The 21,373-nt window shown below is 58.2% G+C and carries 12 protein-coding genes and 1 pseudogene; 7 read left to right on the forward strand and 6 right to left on the reverse strand.

Annotated elements, in window-relative coordinates; translation table 11 throughout:
* Positions 1-34: 34 nt before the first annotated feature.
* A complete protein-coding gene (locus tag HWX74_RS08265) occupies positions 35-1,099 on the reverse strand; it encodes a Gfo/Idh/MocA family protein (protein WP_176013091.1) in 1,065 nt (354 codons plus the stop codon).
* Positions 1,100-1,112: 13 nt separating this feature from the next.
* Positions 1,113-1,520, reverse strand: a complete 408-nt coding sequence (locus HWX74_RS08270) for a cupin domain-containing protein (RefSeq protein WP_176013092.1) — start codon at positions 1,518-1,520, stop codon at positions 1,113-1,115.
* Positions 1,521-1,664: 144 nt separating this feature from the next.
* On the opposite strand from HWX74_RS08270, the pseudogene HWX74_RS20665 reads away from it, so the two are divergent.
* Positions 1,665-1,982: pseudogene (locus tag HWX74_RS20665) on the forward strand (AraC family ligand binding domain-containing protein); the annotation flags it as partial.
* Positions 1,983-2,258: 276 nt separating this feature from the next.
* Here the strand turns inward: HWX74_RS20665 and HWX74_RS08280 are convergent.
* The gene (locus HWX74_RS08280) at positions 2,259-5,030 is read right to left on the reverse strand and encodes a glycoside hydrolase family 20 zincin-like fold domain-containing protein (RefSeq protein WP_176013093.1); all 2,772 of its coding nucleotides are present in this window, start codon (positions 5,028-5,030) and stop codon (positions 2,259-2,261) included.
* Positions 5,031-5,354: 324 nt separating this feature from the next.
* Here HWX74_RS08280 and HWX74_RS08285 point away from each other — a divergent pair, with 324 nt between their 5' ends.
* The 6 genes from HWX74_RS08285 to HWX74_RS08310 all read left to right on the forward strand — a co-directional run bounded on the left by HWX74_RS08285 (position 5,355) and on the right by HWX74_RS08310 (position 15,595).
* Complete coding sequence (locus tag HWX74_RS08285) at positions 5,355-7,607, forward strand: alpha-N-acetylglucosaminidase (RefSeq protein ID WP_176013094.1); 2,253 nt, start codon at positions 5,355-5,357, stop codon at positions 7,605-7,607.
* A gap of 278 nt (positions 7,608-7,885) precedes the next feature.
* The gene (locus tag HWX74_RS19985; protein ID WP_217704893.1) at positions 7,886-8,605 is read left to right on the forward strand and encodes a prepilin-type N-terminal cleavage/methylation domain-containing protein; all 720 of its coding nucleotides are present in this window, start codon (positions 7,886-7,888) and stop codon (positions 8,603-8,605) included.
* A gap of 124 nt (positions 8,606-8,729) precedes the next feature.
* Entirely contained in the window at positions 8,730-10,928 is a 2,199-nt protein-coding gene (locus tag HWX74_RS08295) for a hypothetical protein (RefSeq protein ID WP_176013095.1), read from the forward strand.
* Positions 10,929-11,155: 227 nt separating this feature from the next.
* The gene (locus HWX74_RS19990; protein ID WP_217704894.1) at positions 11,156-11,872 is read left to right on the forward strand and encodes a type II secretion system protein; all 717 of its coding nucleotides are present in this window, start codon (positions 11,156-11,158) and stop codon (positions 11,870-11,872) included.
* 79 nt (positions 11,873-11,951) lie between these two features.
* Positions 11,952-14,360 (forward strand): glycoside hydrolase domain-containing protein, encoded by a 2,409-nt coding sequence (locus tag HWX74_RS08305; RefSeq protein WP_176013096.1) that lies wholly within the window; start codon positions 11,952-11,954, stop codon positions 14,358-14,360.
* Between the two features lie 104 nt (positions 14,361-14,464).
* Positions 14,465-15,595, forward strand: coding sequence for a helix-turn-helix domain-containing protein (locus tag HWX74_RS08310; RefSeq protein WP_176013097.1), 1,131 nt, complete (start codon positions 14,465-14,467; stop codon positions 15,593-15,595).
* A 125-nt stretch (positions 15,596-15,720) separates the two neighbouring features.
* On the opposite strand, the gene HWX74_RS08315 is transcribed toward HWX74_RS08310, so the two are convergent.
* The 3 genes from HWX74_RS08315 to HWX74_RS08325 form a co-directional block, all read right to left on the reverse strand.
* Entirely contained in the window at positions 15,721-18,021 is a 2,301-nt protein-coding gene (locus tag HWX74_RS08315) for a DUF4091 domain-containing protein (protein ID WP_176013098.1), read from the reverse strand.
* 30 nt (positions 18,022-18,051) lie between these two features.
* Positions 18,052-18,792 carry a type II secretion system protein gene (locus HWX74_RS08320; protein ID WP_176013099.1) on the reverse strand — a complete coding sequence of 247 codons (741 nt, stop codon included), beginning with the start codon at positions 18,790-18,792 and terminating at the stop codon, positions 18,052-18,054.
* Positions 18,793-19,044: 252 nt separating this feature from the next.
* Positions 19,045-21,369 (reverse strand): DUF4838 domain-containing protein, encoded by a 2,325-nt coding sequence (locus HWX74_RS08325; protein ID WP_176013100.1) that lies wholly within the window; start codon positions 21,367-21,369, stop codon positions 19,045-19,047.
* Between the last annotated feature and the right edge of the window lie 4 nt (positions 21,370-21,373).

Below are 21,373 nucleotides of genomic sequence, written 5' to 3' on the forward strand. Positions count from 1 at the left end.
CATTGATACAAAAAACGGTACATGGCGTTATTCTTTATAGAGGCGTTGCTTCCGTCAGCCGGACCGGTGCGCCGGTCGCGGCACACTGGTAAATTGCATCCAACAGCCGGCTGATCAGGATTCCCTGTTCCGGGGAGCAGGGCACCGGCGTATCCTGCAGAATCACCTCCAGAAATGCCTGCCGAATCGTCGGAACCGGCGGCAACGTTTCCACCGCCGGTATCATATCGCACAATACGCCGTCCTGTTCCAGAAATAATTTTACCCGGATTTCAGAATTCGTTCCGACCTCAGTCTGAATCAGCGCGCCGCCTCTTTCTCCGTACAGCCGGACGGAAATCTCCTCATTTTCACGGTTGGACGCCCAGGAAGCCTCCAGCATCAGCAGCATACCGTTCCGCATCCGGATTGCCGCCGCGCCGAAATCTTCAAGTTCGAACGGAGCCAGCTTCCGCCGTTCCGCTTCCCGGGCGGCAATGCCGCAATAGGTGTTGCCGAGCACCCATTCCGGCTCCGGAAAACCGCACCACCACATCGCCCGGTCGAGAACATGGACGCCCAGATCCACCAGCGCGCCGCCGCCGCACATCTCGCGTGACAGCGGATACCACCAGGGTACCCCCCGCCGGCGTGACCAGCGACTTTTGACATAATAGAGTTTCCCGAAACGGCCGGCATCAAGCCACTCCTTGAGCAGTGAATAAACCGGCGACTCGAACCGCTGATTGAAGTTGATCATCAGCTTCCGTTCACAGCGCTCCGCCGTCCGGGCCATCGCCAACGCCTCTGCCGCATTGCGCGCCATCGGCTTTTCACAGAGGACATGACACCCCGCCTCCAACGCCTGTATGGAGAAAGAACGATGCAGTTTGTTCGGCAGGGCGATGCTGACCGCATCGGGGCGTTCCTGCCGCAGCATTTCGGTAAAATCGGCATAACCGCGCGCGCCGGGGTATTGATCAACCGCTTCCGCCAGCAAGGCGGTGTTGCAATCACAGAGCAGCAGTTCTCCGACGGCATCGCTGGCCGCGTAATCGGCCGCGTGCGCCCGGCCGACCCGCAGACCGACCACCGCAACTTTCAATTGTTTTTTCGACATAGCCGCTTTCCTTTCACGCTTCCTGGCCCGCCGTCCGGCATGGAGAAGCACAGATGACGATGATGCGCATCGCTTCGCTGCCGGTGTTGCGCAAACCGTGGCAACCGCCGGCATAGCAGACGGCGAGGTCGCCGGCCGTCATTTCATGTTCCCGGCCGTCAAGCATCATGACGCCTCTGCCGGACAGACAGTAATACCACTCCTCTTCCGGGCCGCCGGCATCGCCGCCATGACAATGAGCGCCGAACGTCGAACCCGGCGGAATGATATCGTCGTGAATGAATTTAATGAACAAAACTTCCGAAGCCGCCAGCGGAGCAAGCAAATCCCTGAAATACCACTCACCTTCACCGCCATGGCACGGCGTTGTCATTTTCCGATGGGTTTGGCCGTCACCGGACAGAAATAGCGTTGTCGTCATCGTTTTTGACCTTTCTGATTACAGGTTCTGAAAATGATTTTTTCGGCGCCGGTTGTTACTATACGCTTGACCTGCGAACGGAAAAAGGCTATATTGGGCCACTTTTTAGGCAATCACCGACTGGAATTGGGCAAAAATCGACTTATGGACCCATCAAAAATTTTTTACGGCGGTCATTGTGTGCCACACTGGACATGGCATGTGCCGCCCGGCCGGCATCCCGGCCAAACCCTCTGGGGCGTTTTTGCCGGTGCCGGCCGACTGCGCGTCGGCGATGAAGAATTTTCGCTGAGCGCTGGCGATGTTTTCCGGCTGGATTACCAGCAGGAGGTGCACGGCATTCAAGATCGGGATGATTGGCTGAGAATTCGTTATGTCGATTTTGAGCCAGATGATGCGCTGCCGGTTCAGGCCATGCCGACATCCCGGCATTTCGACCATCTGCAGTTTCTCGGTGAATTGTTCGACCGGCTTGAGCGGGCCTGCCGCCCGGAACAATCGGCGGAAAAAATAGTCTGGCTGGAGGCGCTGATGACGGAATACCAAATGGAAGCATCGCCACACCGTATGACGCTTTATTCGGCAAAAATCGACGCGCTGTGCCGCTTATTTCAGAGCCATGCCGGACCGGCCAGGCTCCGGGCCGGTTCGCCCGGACCGGTCGGCAGACATAAAAAATCCCGGACGGGAACTGATTCCCGTCCGGGTGCCTGCATATTCAAGCGGCAGCGGCCTGTCCTACTGTTCGGCGCTGATTGCGAAGAGATAGAACGGATAGCGATCCTCGCCGCCGCGCACGTCCAGTGTCCGGATTTCTTTATCCGGATAGGGGTTGTCGAAGGTCATATACCACATCCGGCAGGTATCGCCGTATTTCGACTGCCATTCCAGGGCTTCCCCCGGCTTCATGTATTTTGAATAGTCCGATTCCGGCATGTCGATATCGCGGCGGAACCGGACCGGAACCTCCACGCTGCTGCCGTCGGCATAATGAATTTTGTAATAGGCGATATGCTTGTTTCCCGAACTCCACTCGCCGTCCTGGCCGTGCAGCTCCTGGCTGCGCAGGAAATGCAGGAAATAGAGCTTTTTGGCCTTGACGTTCAGTTGAATGCCTTCCACTGCGGCCGGGAAATCCGGGTTGCTCTTCGACTGCAGCGCCACTGCCGCCAACTGGCCGTCGCGTTTGGCCAGCTCGAACTTCACCGTGCCGGTGTCGCCGGAGTGGTCAACCAGCCGGTCGATGTCCAGCGGATCTTCGAGCAGGAACGGCAGGCTGTTCGGCCGCAGCTCCAGGTTGGCGACATTGGAAAGATCGAATTTGATGCCCGAAGCGTGTTTGTTTTCCGGTTCGGCGAACATCTGGTCGTACAGCGCCTTGCCGGCCGAAGTTCCGGCCGGGAGACCCTTTTCGGCGTTCCACATCCAGCAGGCGGCGTCGATGTACTGGGCGATCTGTTTGAAGTTTTTCTCCTCCATCACATAGCTGTTGGTATAACCGGCCCAGGTCGTCGCCATCATGCCGAGCGCCTTCTTTTCCGCCGCCAGTCTGGTGAAGTTGGCGATATTCTGCGGTTCGTACCAGGTGCAGCCGAGCAGCTTGAAGCCTTCATCCGCCATCCGGACGAAATCGCCCGACCAGCCGAGCGCCTTGCTGTAATCCCAATAGCACATGATGATGTCCTTCGGCAGTTGATCGCGCACCCCGGCCAGTCCGAAAATGCTGTCGCCGTCAGCCGAACCCTTCATGAACATGTCCTGCCACATCATCGTGCCGATGCCGCGTTCCTTCAGATAGTTGTAATAGAACATGATGTCGTCCATGACCAGCTTCTGGCCGCCGATCGCCTTATTCTCCTCGCGGTACGGGAACGGCGCGCCCAGCGTCACTTCGTCGTGGCCGATGTGCACGTAGGCCGGATGGTTGAACACATCGATAACCTCTTCGAGCACCGCCGTCATTAGCTCATAGGTGCGCGGGTTGGAAACGTTGTAGGCATACGGCTGCTCCGGGCATTCCGCCAGGTCGAGATTCTGGCCGTAAGCGAACAGCCATTCGCAGTGGCCGAGCGTCTGGAACAGCGGGTAAACGTCGATGAAGTTGTCGTTGGCCAGCGCGATCAATTTGCGCAGGTCGTCCTTGCTGATCGCCCACGGCTGATGAATGTTCTTCGTCGCATCCCAGGCGGCATACTCCGTTTCGATGATGATCGTGTTGTAACGCAGCGGCGCCAGCAGTTCGGTGATCTGCCTGCCGTGGTAATCCAGCGAACCGTTGTCCACCATCATCAGCATGCTGCGGAAGTCGAAATCCGGCCAGTCGGTCACTTCGACGCCGTCGAAACCCTGGCTGTTGCGGTAGCTGCGCAGGCTCTGCAGCCCGTAGAACGCTCCCCGCGCCGTCCGCGACACAATGGTGATGCCGTCCGCGCCGATTTTCAGACTGTAACCTTCCGGCTGTTCCGGTGCGGTAACGCCGTTGACTTCCCGGTCGGTGACTTCAATCGTGATGTTTTTACCGAATTCGGCAGCGTCCTCCGCCATCGTCACCGGCAGCACAAAATCGTTCAGCAGCAACTTTTCGGCGGCGCGTTTCAAGCGGCCGGCGTCCTGCTCCGAGGCCGCGCCGGGGCGCACCACCACTTTATCCATGCCGCCGATGATATACGGCGTTTCGGTCCGCTCCAACCGCTGCGGCGTCGGCAGCACCGGCAACGCCGGCTGGTAACCGCTCACCAGGTTGGCTTCCGGCACTTTTCGGACCTCCTTGGACAATTCCGGCAGCGGTTCCACCGCCTTGAAGCTGTCGGCATAATCGAATTTCAGCTCAAGCTGGTGATCGATATGCCGCTGCGCTTCATTGAACTCCGAGAACAGGCCGACCCACAACCCCGGATAACTTTCGCTGGTCGGCCCGAAACCGGTTCCACGATAGTCGACCACGCTGAACGACGGACCTTTTTTCAGGGTCAGGGTCAGTTTGCCGACTTTGCTGTCGATGACGAATTCGGTCAAGTTTTCGCCGACTGGTTCGGTGCCGGTCCCTTCGAACTGAGCGCTGATCTGGCCGGAACCGCTCCGGCCGTCGGCTGATTTCCAATGGTATTGGCTGCCGTTGATCAGCACCTGCGGCAAAAACAACATCGAATATTCGATCTTGCCCGGTTCGTCGCCGAGCGCTTCGCCGTCCAGCGTGATCGTCACCGTGTCGTCATGCACCACCGCCGAATAATCGTTCAATTTGAAATTCGGCATCTCCTGCGTCTGAATCATCCGCGCGTAGGCGTCGCCTTCCGGCGATACGCCGTTTTCAAAACGCGCCGGCGCCGTCACCGTGTAAAACCAGTGTTTCGTCCATCCCTTGTCCACGGCAACGAACCGCGAGAACGGTGAAATTTCGCCGAAATTGCCGATCTGCAGTCCGCGGTTGCTCATTGAAACGCCGATTTCCCCGGCACTCAGCCAGGAGGTCAGCCCCAACAGAGCCAACCAGGAAAGCTGTTTGAACATGATTCTTGTTTCCTTTTTGTTGTTCTTGCGGTTGTGTCGTTTTATCAATATCCGATAAATCATACACAAGAAATAAACATTTGTCAAGCGCTTTACTTTTGTTTACTTAAAGTTTACCAATATTTTTATTTATTTTCCGATAAATGCTTTCGTCGCAATGCGCTTCAATTGCGTTCCGATTCTCCCGGCGGCTTTCCGACCGACCAGCCGCCGTTTTGATTGCGTTCCGGCATTTTCCGGCAATTTTGTTTGGACGGCGGAGTTGTTTTCCGCCAAAACGCTCTTATACTATTTTGAAGGAAAAACGAAAAGGAAACAATGCGAATGAAAAATTATATTCTGGCCGGATTTTTTCTGGCGCTCGGCCTGTTCTTCGGCAACCGGGCCGTGGCGGACAACGCCGCCCGGCTGCTGCAATCGCTGGCGCCGCAATACGTCGGCAAACTTGAACTCGAACTGGTGGAAAGCCCGGAAGAATATTTCGAAATTTCCGGCCGCAGAATTTCCGGCAGTACGCCGGTTGCGCTGGCGGCCGGTTTGAATCACTACTTCAAATACGCCTGCCAGGCGCATCTTTCCTGGTGCGGCGACCAGTGGGCGCTGCCGCCGGAACCGCCGGCGATGGCGGATTACAAACAAGTTTTTCCGTTGCCGCTGCGGCCATACCTGAACTTCTGCACCTTCGGCTATTCGATGCCGTGGTGGGACTGGCCGCGCTGGAAGCGGGAAGTCGATTTCATGGCCTTGAACGGCATCAACATGCCGCTGGCGGTCACCGGCATTGAAAAAGTCTGGTTCAATACCTTCGTCCGCCTGGGCGTCCCGGAGGAGGAGATGCTGAAGTTTCTCTCCGGCCCGGCTTTCCTGCCGTGGCAATGGATGATCAATCTGGACAGCCATGCCGGACCGATGCCGCGTCACTGGCTGGAAACCCACGCCGAGTTGGGCAAACAAATTGTCGAATACCAATTGAGCTGGGGCATGCAGCCGATCCTGCCGGCGTTCAACGGGCAGGTGCCGGCCTACTGGGCCAGGCAGCATCCGGAAGCGGCGGTGCGTTCCAGCATGACCTGGTGTAATTTTCCCGCCTTGCAACTGCTCGATCCGACCGATCCGCAGTTCGCCGAAATCACCGCAATCTTTCTCGAAGAACTGCATAAGCTCTACGGCGATTCGATCCACCATTACGCGCTCGACCTCTTTCACGAACAGGCGGCGCCGGACGAATCGCCGGAATATCTCGCCAACTGCGGGCGCCTGACCTTCGAGAGTCTGCGGCGGGCCGATCCCGAAGCGGTCTGGGTCATGCAGGCCTGGACGGAACGGCGCCCGATCATTGAAGCGATCCCGAAGGAGGGTTTGCTGCTGCTGGATATCGGCAAAGAGCGGCTGAAAACGACCGGCGGCCTCTACGGTTATCCGACCGTCTGGGGAACGATCAACAGCTTCGGCGGCCATACCTTCGTCGGCGGTGATCTCGGCGCCATCGTTGCCGGCATCAACGAGCAGCGCCGGACTTTTCCGAACCTGGTCGGCGCCGGTGCCTTTCCGGAAAGCATTTTCAACAATCCGGTGCTGTTCGAACTGGTGTTCGAAACGGCGCTGCGCAGCGAACCGTTCGAGGTCGCCGACTGGGTCGCCGACTATCAGGCGCGCCGCTATGGCCGGGATACGCCGGAGGGACGCGCCGCCTGGCAATTGCTGTTGCGTGATGTCTACTCCAGTTGGCGCGGCGACACCATCTTCGGCGCCCGCCCCTGGACGCACATCGACCGGGCCAACGCCTGGTCGGAACTGGCGCCGGGCGACACGCCGGAACGCTTCTTTCCGGCCTGGGGCCAGTTGCTTGCCGCCGGGGACCGGCTGGCCGACCGCGACGGTTATCAGTTCGATGTCATCGACCTCGGCCAGCAGGCTCTCGCCGCCCTGGCGGTCCCGGTCTACCGCGCCGCGATGGAGGCATTCCGGCGCGGCGATGCCGTACAATTCCGTCTGCACCGTGACCGTTTCCTGCAGCTTTTGAAGGATACCGACCAATTGACCGGCACCCGGCCGGAATTCCGGCTCGACTGCTGGGTCGGCGACGCCCGCCGCTGGGGCATCGACGAGAAAGAACGCGACTTTTACGAATACAATGCCAAATTGCAGTTGACGCACTGGGGGCCGATTCCCGGACCGCAGCCGCTGTTCGACTACTGCGCCCGCAATTGGAACGGGTTGTTGCGGGAATATTACCTGCCGCGCTGGGAGATGTTCTTTCAATTGCTGGACGACAAACTGGCGGCCGGCGAATCCTATGACGACAGCCGTCTGCCGCTGTCCGGCAACCGGCCGGCTTTGGAAGCCGACGACTTCTACCGGCGGATGTACCGGATGGAGTGCGACTGGCTCCGCCAAAAGACCGCTCCGACACCGGAAGTTTTAGAGCCGGGCGTCCCGCTGGCCGCCCGGCTGTATGAACACTACGACCGTTTGCGCCGCGAATACCGAAGCGAAAGCGCTTCGCCGACGCCGTCGCAGCGGGGCCTGCTCGGCGGCGGGGCGACCGAGGACATCGGCGACTTTTTCCATGAATGACATTCCGTGTCCCGAACACAGCTCAGCCGCCGTCCGGCATTTTCTTCCGGAACCGGAAAAATTGGTGGTTCCGCCGTCCCAACTGGCGCCGGTCTCAATGGCCGGCCGCCGTTTTTATGCATTGTCTGGCCGTACTCGCAATGCTTTGTCTTTTTGATGAATGGATTTTTCAATGGAATTTCCCTATAATTAATGATAGAATTTTTGTTTTATGATCGTGAACTGATTCCAAAAAGGTTGGTGACAAGTCAATTCCCAATGAAAAGGAGATTCCGAAATTGAAAAAATTCACTCTTATCGAACTGTTGGTCGTGATTGCGATCATCGCCATTCTGGCCAGTATGCTGCTGCCGGCGCTCGCCAAGGCGAAGGCGAAAGCGGTTGAAATCAAATGCGTCGGCAACCTCAAGCAGATCGGCCTGGCGGCATTTCTGTATTCCGACGATTCCGATGACTGGTGCGTCGCCGCCCATGAACGGGCCGACGGGATGTCGCCCTGGCCGGTTACCTTGCTGGACAACCAGTATCTGGCTCCGCTCGAAGTAATGCAGTGTCCGAGCTCCGAGACGACGGTTTCGGGTAAAGATGACAGCAACTGGGGCGATTTCCTGTGGGGCTTGAAGACGAGTTACGGTTTGAACTGGCGTTCGTTCGGATACAATCATGGCTATCCGGAAAAATTGCAGTGGCAGGGATGCAAGCGCAGCCAGATCGGCAGCTTCGGCAGTGAAAGCAATCTGATCATGTTCGGCGATGCCACCAATGTTTCCATACCGCCGGGCAAAAACGACAACGGCCATGTCATCGCCTGGGGCGGCGTTTATCCTTATGAGGACAACGGCCAGTGGTACATGCCTTATACCCGCCATGGCCGCCGGGCGAATTTCGCCTTCGCCGACGGGCATGTGAGCGCATTGTATACTGACGAAATCATGCAGGCGGCGGACCACTGGAATCCCTGCCGGAACAACGAAGGGGTGTTCTGCAACTTTTATTGAATTTTCGGCCTGGAATCCATTGCCGCTCCCGGCCGGTCGTCAAACTTTTCCCGGCCGGGAGGGATTCTTTTATTTTCATTCGGGATTTTCAGTGATACATTGTCCCGGTTCAACGAGAGGATCAATGATGAACTATGTGCCGTACTGTGTCGGACTGTTGAGTCTGATGTTGTCGATGTCCGCCGCCGAACCGTGCTGGCAGGAAACGTTTGAAAACGGCCTTTCCGGCTGGCAACTGCCGCCGGAGGCGCAAATCAGCAGCGAAGCGGCCTGTTCCGGCACTCACAGCCTGCGCCTGAGCGGTACGGGCCCGTTGGAAACTTTCGTCAATCTGCCGCTCGAGAGCGGCAGGCGCTACTGGGTTTCGATGCGGGTCAAAGTTGCCGACTGGGTGCCGGCCGGCCGTAATTTTTCGTTTGCCGTCGAATGGAATGACGCCGTTCAGGGCTTTTCCGACGACGGCGATTGGCGGACGCTGCGCTATCTGACCGGAGCCATGCCGCGCGATGACTCGCAACTGGGTCTGCAGAATTTCATGGGGCTGAAGCTGTATTTCGACCAGGGCGCTTCCGGTACGGTCTGGGTCGACGACATCACTTTGACGCCGCTGGAGGAAGAACCGCTGGCATTGCAGGTCGAACCGGAAATTGTCGTCGGCAGCGATGACACCGGACCGGTTCGCGTTTCGGTAACGGAAGCGCCGGCCGGAATGGCCGGTGAAGCGTGGACTGTCAAAGCCAGATTGACTTCGCCGCCGTGGCAGCGGATTTTGCAGGAGCAAGTCCTGACCGCGGCGGAACCGGCCGCCTCCTTCGACACCGCTTCGCTGCCGGCCGGCAAATACAACATCCTCTACACCTTCTGTTCGCCGGACGGCCGGGAACAGGCGCAGTATTTTTCACACAGCATCTGGAAGAAGGAGCCGCTTGAATGCCGGCCGATCCCGCACAGCGGCATCGTCGCCGAACGGGATCTGCCGCTGAACGTTCAATTGCGGGCCAACCGGGCCGGCCGGGCCGCCGCATCACTCTTCGACGCCGCCGGCAAGCTGGTCGCCCGCACCACTGCCGACCCGGCGGCCGGCGACAGCCTGACCTTGCCGCTGGCCGAAACGCTGACGCCCGGGCAATACCGGCTGGAAGCCACCCTTGATGACCGGTTTCTCTCCGAGCAGGTCATCAACGTTCTGGCCGACGAGACCTTGCCGGACTGCATGTATCTGGCGCCGGACGGTTTTTTCCACCGCCGCGGCAAACGCTATTTCCCGCTGATCGTCTACGTGCATACCTGCGGAGAAACAATCGCCTGGGAGGGCGAGTTCGACCACCGCAACTGGCCGCTGGCGGAGCGGGTTCTCGATGACCTGGAAGGGACGCCGTTCGGTTTGCTCGATTACGGCACCCCGACCGGCGGTCTCGACGATACGCTGCGGTTCCTCCAGGAGTGTTCCCGGCGGAACATCCCGGTTGTTTTCGCCCTGAAGGATCTCTATGAGCGCCAGGGCTTTTTCCGCTTGAAACAAAAAGCCTACGGCGACGCCTCTCCGCAGCGGATCGTCGAAACTGTGCTCGCCGCAGTCAAAGACGACCCGAACGTGCTCGCCTATTATATCAACGACGAGTTGAGCAGTGAATTTTTCAACGAACTGCGTTCGATGCGGGAGCTCTGCCACCGGCTCGACCCCGGCAAACCGGTGCTGCAGGTCCATTTCGAGCACGACTGCGTTGACGAACTGGCCCAAAGTTATGACATCTGGGGCACCGAACAATATCCCTGGGCTTACCAGACGATCACCGCGGTATCCAACTGGGCCAAAGATACCATCGCCCAGCTGCCGCCGACCGCCCAATACTGGGGCTGTCTGAAAATTCAGGTGGATCACCGCGCCTCCGAACGGGACCGGGCGCTGGCCTACAGTTCGATCGCCGACGGAGCCAGGGGCCTGCTGTTCTACTCCTGGTTCGATGTCCAGGGGCTCGACCCGAATCCCCGGGAACGCTGGCGGGAATTTATCGAGATCGGCCGCGAACTCGAACGGGACCGGCCGATTTTTCTGCTCGACGCATCGGGCCGGCCGGTCACTTCCGATACGCCGGAACTGGCGCTGCGCACCTTCGAAAATGAAGCCGGCCGGTTCCTGCTGCTGGTCAACACCGCCGACCGCGACAACGAAGTACAACTGACCGTTCCCGCCTGCCGGACGCTGACCGACCGGGCCGGGTCCACGCTTGCCGTCCCGGATGGAGGCAATTTGTCATTGCTGCTGAAACCGCTGGAAGTCAAGATTTTCAGCTTGGATGGCGCGCCATTTCCAACCCCGTGAAGTTTCCGATGCGCGTCCCGGCCGGCCGTTTTCACCGCCGGCTGGGAATTCCGCTTCCGTCGTCCGATTCCTACCGGTTTGACCATATTCGCAACGGTTTGGCTTTTTGCTGAATTGACTTTCCGGCGACATTCCACTATAATTAATCCTGTAATCAGTATGGTTGGTATGACCATAACAAAATGCCGGCCGGCAAATCAACTTCATAACGGGAAGGAATTCTTGCATTGAAAAAATTTACATTGATAGAATTGTTGGTTGTGATTGCGATCATCGCCATCCTCGCCAGTATGCTGCTGCCGGCGCTCGGCAAAGCCAAGGCGGCAGCCCAGGGCATTCGCTGCCTCAACAACCTCAAACAGATCGGTTTGGCCAACGCCTTTTATCAGAACGATTATGAAGACTGGGTACTCAGTCCGATCGTCATCGAAGGCAACAATGCCCAGCGGCTGTTCTATGACGTACTGATGAAAGATTACGGTTTCGGGCTGGATTCGCTGATCTGTCCCGTCGCCAGCGGCGACACCTCCAACGGCAATCTGTACGAGACCAGTTACGGCATCAATTACACCAGCTTCGGCATCGTCTGGACTTACCAGAACGGCCAGTCGCCGTACAATAAGCCGCACAAAGTGTCCGAGTTCGACCGCTTCGGCAACAACTCCGGGGTGATGTTCGCCGCCGACAGCTATCCGACCAGCGAAGGCAAGGCCGCCGGCATGCAGTCCTGGCATGAAAACAGCCTGCTGAGCGCCGACGGCGGCTGCTGGCCGAACAACAAAGGCTCCAGCAACTGCTATGCGGTCGTCGCCCGCCATAACAACCGGGCCAACATGACCGCTCTCGACGGCCACGCCGAATCCATTCCCTCCGCCGCCTGGGTACCGTGGAATCCGCACTGGACGCCGCTGAACGGCGCCAATGGATTGTATATGGTGGATTGAGATCTTCCGGCCGTCATCCGACGGCCTTTTCAATCGATTTTATTCGACTTTCAGCCTGAATTGTGGAAAAGTTTCATCCATGAAATATATCTTCTTGTCTTTTGCTCTTTTGCTTGCCGTTGCCGGCTTCGCCGCCGACCGCGGCACCAACGAATTGTCCGATGCCGGTTTTGAGAACCTCGACTCCGGCGTCTGGGAGGGGTTCCAGGCCGGGTTCACGGTGGACCGGACCGACCGCCACAGCGGTGAAATCGCGCTGCGGCTTGACCGCGGTACCGCCGGCGAACAGGATACCGGTGTCTGGCAGACCATCCGCTATGAACAGCCGGACACCCGGCCGATTTTCGCCGCCGGCTGGAGCCGGACCGACGGCCTGGCCGGTTCGGAGGGCTGTCTCTATCTGGACATTTTTTATGAAGACGGCTCCGCCACTTACGGCGTTTCGGCCGCCTGGAGCGGCATGACGCCGGACTGGGAATACACGGCGCTCTATTTCGAACCGCCGCAGCCGGTCAGGGAAATCCATTACTACATCCTGCTCCGGCGCGGCGCCGGGCGGATTCAGGTAGACGATTTCGAATTGTCGCGTGACGTGCCGGTGGAACAGGGCGGCATCATTCCGACCCGGCTGCAGGTGGTTTCCGACCGTCCCCGTTCTGGCGGCTGGCTTGTTCAGGCCGAATTGACCGGTTACTGCGGCGACTGGGATGGCGAACTGCTGCGGCAGGGCAGCCCTCTCGCCGTCTACCGCGGTTCGGGCCGGGAAATCCGTTTCCTTCACCGGCCCGCGCCGGCGGAACCGCGGCCGGATGAACTCCGCATCACCACGGCACGGGACGGCCGTACCGAACGGTTCCGCTACCGTTTTCCGGAGCGCATTCCCGGTGAAGAAACGGTTCCGGACCTGCCGGAAGCGAGCTGGTGGATTCAACCGGCGACGGAAAAGGTGTATCCGGGCGCGCTGCCGCCGGCCGAGCCATGCCATAAAATCGATGTGGCGCTGGCCGGCAATGAACGGGAAAATGTCCAGATCGCCTTGCGGCTGCCGAACGCCGAATCCAGGGAAATCGCCGTAAAAGTCAATCCTTTGCAGCATGATTCCGGGACGGCGGTCATTCCGGCCGACAACCTCAGAATAGCGTTGGCCGCCAACGTCTGGAATGCGCTGCCGACCAAAAATCCGCTGGTCGAAGAAGCGCAATATCCGGCCTGGACGCCGGAAATCCTGATTCCGCAGCGTTCGTTCCGACTGCCCGGCGGCCTGACCCAAACCGTCTGGCTGGAAATCGCCGTTCCGGCCGGCCAGGCGCCGGGCTGCTACCGGGGGGTGCTCGAACTGGAATCTGCCCGGCCCGATGCGGCAATCGTCATTCCAATCGAAGTCGAAGTGTTCGATTTCGCCTTGCCGGTCCGGCCGTCGCTCCGGACCGCTTTTGCCCAGATGGATTCGTTCACTCGTTGCGTTTATCCGGAGATCACGCCGGAACTGCGCCGGAAAATGCTCGATATCATGCTCGATTACCGGCTCAATCCCACCGACATCTCCCGCATCAATCCGCCGGAACCGGCCGACCTGCAATATGCCGACAAGCGGGGCATGAACGCCTTCTGCGTCGCCAACCTGGTCACACCGATCCGTGCCGGGGAAAATCAGTTGTGGAAATGTTTCAGCCCGCTGTCCGATTACGACGACGCCTTTTTCGAGGAGTTGCCCCGCCGGCTCGACGATTTCGTCGCCTGGCTCGACCACTCCGGACTGGAAGCGCAGGGTTATGTTTACGGGTTCGACGAACGGCCGCTTTCCTACGAAAGCGCGCTGAAACGGACGTTCGGCTTCATCAAACAGCGCTATCCGAATTTGAAAACCTTCACCACCGCGATCGGTTTTTACCGCCAGATGGCCGACAAGCCCGACGATTATCAGGATTACATCGACTGGTACTGTCCGCTGACTTCCGGTTACGACCTCGAACTGTCCCGGCGGCTGCGGCGGCTCGGCAAGGAAGTCTGGTGGTACGTCATGCTCGGGCCCTACTACCCGTACGCCAACTTTGCGATGCTTGACCATCCGTCGATCGAAGGCCGTCTGCTGCCGTGGCAAACCTGGCAGTTCGAGAGCGACGGGTTGCTGTTCTGGCACGTCAATCTCGGCTGGCATCTGGCGGAAAATCGGCCGATCTCCGCCTGGCAGCCGTTCTGCGACTGGAATACCGGCTTCAGCGGCGACGGCAACCTGATTTATCCGGCGCCCGACGGGCCGCTTCCCGGTATCCGGCTGGTCAATCTGCGCGACGGCAGCGAGGATTACGAATATCTGACCATCTATGCCGCATTGAAAGGCCGCGAGGCGGCGTTGGCGTTCGCTGAACGGCTGTCCCGCTCGCTGACCGACTTTTCGCGCGACCCGGCGCTGCTCGAATCGGTCCGGCGGGAACTGGGGCATGCCATCGAACAAGCCAATCGGGAAAAAGCTTTTTCCGGAAAATAGATTGCATAACATCTGAAAAAATGCTATTATACGACGGCGCGGACGAATACCGTCCGCGCCGCCGCGATCGCGGCAAAAAATTTGCTGAAAGTATTTTTTCAACGATGACACGCAAACGAATTTTACTCTATCTGGACCGCTCTTTTCAGGAACTGAAGTCCGCCATTTTCAACTATGCGGAACAGACGGATTGGCAATTGGAGGTGGCGACGATCCATTTTCCGTCCCGCTGGCACGGCGACGGCATCCTGACCGACTACCTCGAACCGGAGCAATTCGAATCGCTGTCGAAAGATATTCCCATCGTCGCCCGTTCCGCTTTTTTCGCGCCGAACGTCTACAATGTCATCGGCAATATGCGTTATTCCGCCCAACTGGCGGTGGAATATTTCTACAATCGCGGTTTTCGCCATTTCGCCACCGTCGAAGAAAACCGGCAGTACTATCCGGGTTTCCAGATGATCGAGGAGGAGATGGAGCGCCTGCTGCAGCGCTACCACCTGCCGCTGCATCTGCTCTACTGGAGCGGCGAGAATCGCGAATACGGCAAACTCTCTTACGAGCAGATTTATGAACGGGTCTGCAGTTTCCTGCGCGGCCTGCCGCTGCCCTGCGCGCTTTTTTCGCCGAACATCTCCTACGTGCCGATGCTGTCGCGGGCGATCAAGGATTGCGGCCTGAAAATTCCGAACGACATCGCGCTGCTCAGCAACGGCGACGAACCGGATATTACGCTGCATACCGAGCCGCCGACTTCGGCGATCGCCGGCGAGCTGTATGAAATCGGCGTTCTGATGGCCAAAGCGCTCGACGACCTCATCGCCGGCCGCCCCGTTCCCAATCCGTTGCCGCAGCCGACCAACATGACCATCATCACCCGGCAGAGCACCGACATCCTTTCGATAGCCGATCCCCGTCTTTACCGGGCGATCAACTACCTGCGCCAGAATCATGCCAGTTCGATCAGCATCGTCGACGCCGCCGACGCCGCCGGTATTTCGCTGTCCCAGTTGAAGCTGCTGATGCGGCGGGAACTGCAGCTTTCGCCCGGTAAATTCCTCAAGGACCTGCGCTTGAGCCATGCCCGGGAATTGCTGTTGAAAACCGATCAGCCGCTCGAGCCGATCGCCCGGCAATGCGGCTACAGCAGCGCCGCCGCGTTGATCCAGGCGTTCAAGCAAGCTTACGGCCATTCCCCCGGCAGCGAACGCTTCCGGCAGGGTAACCGGCCATAATTGCCCGCCGGGCTTGACGTAAGCGCCGGAAATACCGGCGCCGGTTCAGATACAGCTTCGCTCCGGTGGAGCCGGAGCGACCGGCAGTGTCCGCCCGCCGGGTACGCTCCGGGACGTTAAGTTTTTTATTTGCTCAACCATTCCAGCAGCCGGCGATGTTGTTCAAGCAGCGCCCGGTCGCCGGTCTCATTGTACCGGTCGGGTTCATAAATAATTTCCTCCGCTTCCAGCAAATTCCGAATTTCCGGTTCCCGGCTGTCGGCATACCGCTTCGCCAGCAGTGAAAGCAGTTCGTAATCCTCGAAGCCGTCCCGCACCAGTTCCGCCCGCAATGACGGGTAGGGCAGCGATTTGCCGTCCGGCGCCGGATAGAACATCGAACCGTCGCCGTTGCCGTTCGGAAATGTTTCGGTGTCTTCCCACGGATTGACCCGCCAGTAATCCAGCCCCCAGTACAAATAACCCTGCGAACCGTATTTGAACAGCCACCAGCCGAGCGCCCGGTGCCCGGTGCCGTAGAAATCAATCTTCCAACTGTCCGGATAACGGGTTCCGACAGTACCGATACAGGTATATTGCCAATACTGTTTGCCGTTCCGCCGGCACTCTTCCCCGAATTCGGCGTCGAAAATATTGGCGTGCGGCACGAAAATATCGATGTCGTCGCGATAGGCTTGTTCATTGTCGTGGCACGAGGTCAGCAGGATGTTCAGATTGGTGCCCTGGCGGTGAATCCAGCGGCAGACCTCCTTGATCCTGTCGGCATCGGCCGGCGCCGGCTCGTCGAAGATATACATGTAGAAATCATTCTCCCAGCCTTTTTCGGCCAGATGCCGGCTGGTCAACTGTAATTTCTGCGCTTCGATTTCCGGCTCTTTCAATTCCGGCATCGCCGTAATCCAGCCCGGATAATAACCGAGGAAGGTGTTCTTGCCGGCGGCGCGCCAGGTTTCGACCGCCCGGTCCCAGCCGCTCCAGTCGGCGCTGACTTTGCCGTTTTCATCGACCGTGAACACCGAATCCCACGGCAGCACGATGCTGGAGCCGAACTCTTCGGCATCGAAACGGTATTCCAGGTTCTGCCGCAGAAAAGCCAACTCCATCTCCTTCGTCCAATTCGCGCCGTAATAACGCGGATCGCGTCCCTCGTTGCGATAGATCCAGCAGGTTTTCAAGCGGCCATTTTTCGGCACCGTCACCGGATAGACCTTCAACGCCACCGGCAGCGTTTCAGTGCGGCCGCCGCATTCGACGCTCACCGTGCCGCGATAATCGCCCGGCTCGGCCGTTTCCGGCACCCGGACGGTCAGCAACAGCGCCTGATTGGCAAAAGCCGCCAGTCGGAACGGCTCGTTCGGGCATAACGGGTCCGGGTAACGTCCTTTTTCGCCGAAACCGTTCGGCGCCGGCGTCGGCTTGCTCACCGGCACATAGCCGAGCAAGTAGAGTTTCGGTTCGATCTCGTTGCCGGTTTCGTCTCGCAACGCCGAAACGGCAACCTTGATTCCGTCAAGGGCCTCGCCGCCGGCGGCGACCAGCAACTGCAGCGATTCGCCTTCGCCACGCGCCGCATCCAGTTGCAGCGCCGGCAGAATCATCGTTTCGGCCGGAAATTGATCCTGGCGCAGTTTCAACGTCGACGGCAGCGCGCTGACGCTGCACTCCTGCGGACGGGCGGCAAAAAACTGCGCGGCCGCCGCCAGCGAAGCGAGATTGATCGGCGCGACGGTATCGAACCACTCCTGCTGGGCAGAACGACGGTCCGGCGCTTCGAGCAGTTGGCGCCAGTCGGCCAATTGCGCCAGTCTGGCCTTGCGAAAGGCCGAATCCGGCTGTTTTTTCAATTCCGTCTCCGCCGCCGCCACCTGTTCAGCCGCCGCGTCGCATTTCCGGCGCCAGTCGGCTGCCGTATAGGGATCGTCGGTCAACACCAAATTGCTCAAAACCACCCGCCGCTCCTCCGGCGGCCGGGTCAGCCAGAGATTCCAACTGGCCATCCGTTCGACCGCCAGGCCGCTCTTCTTCAGGTCGGCAATCTTGACCAGACAGAGCGTCTCCTCTCCGGCCGGCAGCGGGAATTGGGCGATGTATTGCCGTTGTTCGGCATCATCCAGCCGCAGCGAAATTGTGAATGCCGCCGATTCATTGAACAACCGGAACGCCAGGTATTGCTCCTTGCTCCAGTCGGTCGTTGCCAGGCCGTCGCCGGCATTGAGGACGGCCGCCGGCCACTCTTCCTGCCCCTGCCGCCACTTGGGATAGGTCAACCGCCAGCCATTTTCGGTTTTTTCCGGTTTTACCTCCCGGAAAGTCCAGCCGGTCGTTTCCGGTTCCACCTGGAAATCACTCAAAGCAACCGGTTCCGCCGCCATCAGCAAACAAGGCGAAATCACGCCCAGCGCCAATCCCAACAATCGTTTCTTCATCCGTTTTCTCCCAGCTTGAAAACCTTTTGTTCAAAAAACCAGCGCGCCGCCCGGACTGCCGCTGCGCGGCAGCCAGGCGCGTTCCTCATCCGCCTGGCCGCTGTTCAACTGTTCGGCATGGCCGTCCGCTTTCAAAACGTTCAGCCGGCTGCCGTGCCGCAAATACAGCGGATACCAGCCGCCGTCGGCAATCGTTGGCATAATACCACCATTTGCAGTACACATCAACCCCTGATCGGAATGAAATCCGTCAATTATTTCCGCAACGGCCGGCGTATCGCCGATCATATTCAGGCCGGAAGCGCCGCCGTTGGCGAATTCGGCGAATTTATGGGTTTTTTGAAACCACGGATTGTCGTCCCCCATCCGGTAGCCGAATGAATCGATATTCAAACCGTAAGTGGCATTCTGGGCCAGATAATGCTGACCGTTGGCAATTTCACCGGTTTCCTTCTCTTTTTCGAAGCAATCTTTCGGCGCCAGCGGACACTGCAAGGCTTCCGGCGAGGTGACGTAATCGTCCCGCAGCGTCTTCAACCACGGTATCCAGGCGTTGCCGGTGATCGGGTAGACCGCCAGCGCCCAATCCTGATGGTCGTCGGCATACATGAAACAGCCCAGGCCGATCTGCTTCAAATTGGCAACGCACTTGATGCTCTGGGCCGCCGCTTTCGCTTTGCTCAGCGCCGGCAGCAGCATGCTGGCGAGAATGGCGATGATCGCGATTACGACCAGCAATTCAATCAATGTAAAATTTCTGCGGCGTTTCATGGTTCCCTCCTGTGGTTAGAAATGAAAATGGATCACCAAAAGATATCTAACCTATATTTAGCAAATTTTTGCTTTTTTGTCAATAGGGAACCGCTGAAAAACACTTTTTTTTTGCGAAAAAAAACCGGCAGTCGCATCACTGCCGGTCGTCGCGGTAAAGAATGAAATGGACGATCCGGATGCCGGCGGAATGCGGATTGATTGCACCGGCATTGCCGCCTGGCCGCCGACCGTCTCGGATAGCCAGCCAATTCAATTGCTCTTTTTTGCATCGCGTTCTTCTTCTCTGACCAGAACGATTTGATCGACCAGAATCGACTCCAATTGCGGGTTGACCGCCGCCGCAAAATAAAAGTATTCGCCGCCTTGAAACACAAACTCGCCGATCTCCCGATAAACGTAGTCGTCCCCGGCCAGCTCGGCGACAGTACAGGTGATCGCCTTTCCCTGTCGGCCGGCCGGATCATACAGGCCGAATGTCACCGCCTCCGCCGTTTCATCCGCACCCGGGCGGGCGACAACGCGCAGGCCGGCATACGCCCGGCAGCGGTAAGGTACCGGAGAACGGATCGGCTGCTGCAGAAACCAGCCGTTGTTTCGCGCCAGCATCCGGACCACGCGGCCGGTCACACTCTCCGGATCGTTGATGACGAACAACTCCAGGTCCTTCGCGCCGAGCGTCCCCTCGGCCGACGGTAAGAAAAACAGCGATTCCGGAGGACATTGCCGAAAGGCGGCCGGAATGCGTTCCGGCAGAACTTCGTCCTCCGGGGCATAAGAGAGCTTGAGGTTTCGTTCCAATTGACTGAATGGTTCATGTTCACTGAAATTGTAAGTTCCGAATTGATGGGCAGAATGCAGCGTTTCTTTCAATAATACGGCCGGATCAATCTCCGGAGAGTCCGCCGTCCGCATCGCCGGATCGTTTATCTCCGGTCGCAGCAGCAATGCGAACTGGACGGGAAGAGCCGCCAATTCCACCCGTTTTTCATAAGGCGCCATCCCGGCCACCTGTTTCCGTGCCTGCCGCATCAGCAGATACGCCTTGAATAAAGTCGGAAAACTAAGCCATTTGTCAGTATTGTCCATCGTAAACGTCAAAGGCGGCGGCGGTTCCGAAGCCAGCTCCGTTTCCAGCAAGGACCAGTATTCCAATAAATTCGGCGCGGCCGGACCATAATACCCTTCGATGAATTCCCGGCGCAAAGTTTCGACCGACAGATCCGGATTCCACAGTAATTTACTGCAGATCCAGATACGCATTTCGACAAAATCGCCGAGTCGCAGAGAACCGTTATCCGCATTTAAGAAAATCAGTTTCGCCTGATGATCCCGTAGAAAACGCAGATCTTCATCAATATAACGCAAATTCGGATAAGGCAGCAAGAAATTATAAAAATTGGCGACATAAAGCCAGCCGGCCAATTGTGCGGCATTTGCCGACCAGGCTTTCACGTCGGCCCGGAACGAAGCGTTATAAGGAGATGACGAATTGATTGGACGGGCCGCACTGGTATCCGGCGTCGAAGAGGCGCAAAGTCGGATAACCACATTATCGGCCGGTCTGACCTGTTCCGGTGCCGCGCGTGTCCAGTCGTAAGCCAGCGTTTCGATCAAAATATCCGGATAAACAGCCTTGATTTTTGCTGCAATTTCATTGACAAAATCTAACAATACCTCCGAACCTCGGCCGGCGGCGGCCGAAAGCGCTTTCTCACAGGTTGCGCAGCAGCACTGGCCGCCGCCGTCATCCTGGCTGATCGCCACAATTTTGGCATTTGGATTGTCGCCAATCCAGGCAATTGCCTTTTGGGCGAATTCTCGCCGCATTTCCGGATTGGTTAAACAAAGCTGGGAATTGTCTTTGCGGCGGCGGCCGTCGATTTCAGCAAACCACTCCGGATGACTGTCGAAATATTCTTCCGGCGGCAAAATGACATCGAAGGTATGGCAGAATCCGAGAATTGTCTCATGCCCGCCGTATTCCTCCGGAATTTCCAGCCAGTGCCCGTTCAACTTCCGCCGGGCAGCAAATACTGGATCGTTCAGACAATAACTTCCTTCTCGAACGATGAAAGGCGGTGCATAGCGGATCGCCAACCGCTCCGGCATTTCCAGGATGGAATGGGATGGACAATCCGTCACCGTTTCAGTCCAGAAGCGGACTCCGAAGACATCTTCCAACAATGTATAAACGGCATAAAGCGTACCACGGGGCCGAGCCCCGGACAGGAATAAATCATCGCCCTGCCGCCTCAATATCATTTCATCCGGCTTCAATTCCCGGAAATCGATATTGAGCGCATGCCCGATCCAAACGGATTGTCCGACATAAATGGCATGGCCGTCAAACCGTTCCTGCCGGATGATCGGCAACTCCGCACCGGACAACCGCCGGATGAAAGTCTGTAATTCGACCGCCGCCGTCATTTCAGCCGCAATGGCGTCCGGCGCCACGACAATCATGTAGTCACTGAACCCATTCTGGGCCAGAACGGAAGCTGGCCCGGCCCCGGCGGCAAGCGTCACGCTAATCAACACCCAGCTCATCCATAATTTTTGAATGATTCGCTTCATGGTC

It is taken from the genome of Victivallis sp. Marseille-Q1083 (assembly GCF_903645315.1).
Taxonomy (GTDB): domain Bacteria; phylum Verrucomicrobiota; class Lentisphaeria; order Victivallales; family Victivallaceae; genus UMGS1518.